The sequence below is a fragment of the Staphylococcus sp. GDY8P119P genome, from assembly GCF_017892075.1.
GTDB classification, from domain to species: Bacteria; Bacillota; Bacilli; order Staphylococcales; family Staphylococcaceae; genus Staphylococcus; species Staphylococcus ureilyticus.
On the sequence record NZ_JAESKJ010000032.1, the window covers coordinates 1 to 787 of the forward strand.

Annotated in this window: 1 protein-coding gene; it reads left to right on the forward strand. The window is 37.2% G+C overall.

Translation table 11 applies throughout. The annotated features are described in order from the left end of the window. On the forward strand, window positions 1-787 hold a 787-nt coding region (locus KA830_RS13625; protein WP_245337245.1), incomplete at both ends, for a DUF927 domain-containing protein.

The window sequence follows — 787 nt, forward strand, 5'->3', positions numbered from 1 at the left end:
CTAACAACATCTTCGAGCAATATCCATACTGGTTAGATTCAACTGCATGGTATGAACTTATTCGAGCAAAAAACAAAAATGACGAAGATAAGATAATTCGTTTATCTAGTCCAATCATCATAGAAAACAAATTTCTCGACCCTACTACAGGGGTTGAGAAATTGACTATCACGGATGGCAAAAATATTGAACGTATTGAAACGTCAGATATTCTAACGACACAAAAGTTACCTAGACTGGTTATGTTTGGGTTCAGCATCAATGAAAAGTACATTAAATCGCTAGGTAATGCACTACAATTAATGCGTCAATCACTGCCCATTTCTACATTGTATACAGGTGTAGGTGTCTTAAGTACTGATGAAGGTACTGTCATTTCATTAGATGAACCATATCTTTCAAAAGACATCGAGCAGTCTCAGGCTGATGAAATCATTTGTGAAACAAAGTATGACTTACAACCTAAAGGTACATTTGAAGGCTGGTGGCAAATGTATCTTGATGAAGTAAAAGGAAACTTGTTACTGGAGCTTGCTGTGATATTTGGTGTTTCTTCATTAGTGACTGCGTTCTTAAAAACAAAGCATGAAGTCGAATATTTTGGCACGATATTTTCATTTATGGGGAACTCTAGTACGGGTAAATCGACTGCAGCGGCATTAGCAGTTTCAATAGCAGGTAATCCATCTAAAGGTGACCAAACATTATTCAGAGGGTGGAACGGCACCCGTAATGCAATTGAAGGATACTTAAGTAACAACTTTGGTGTTCCTATTGCCTTAGATGA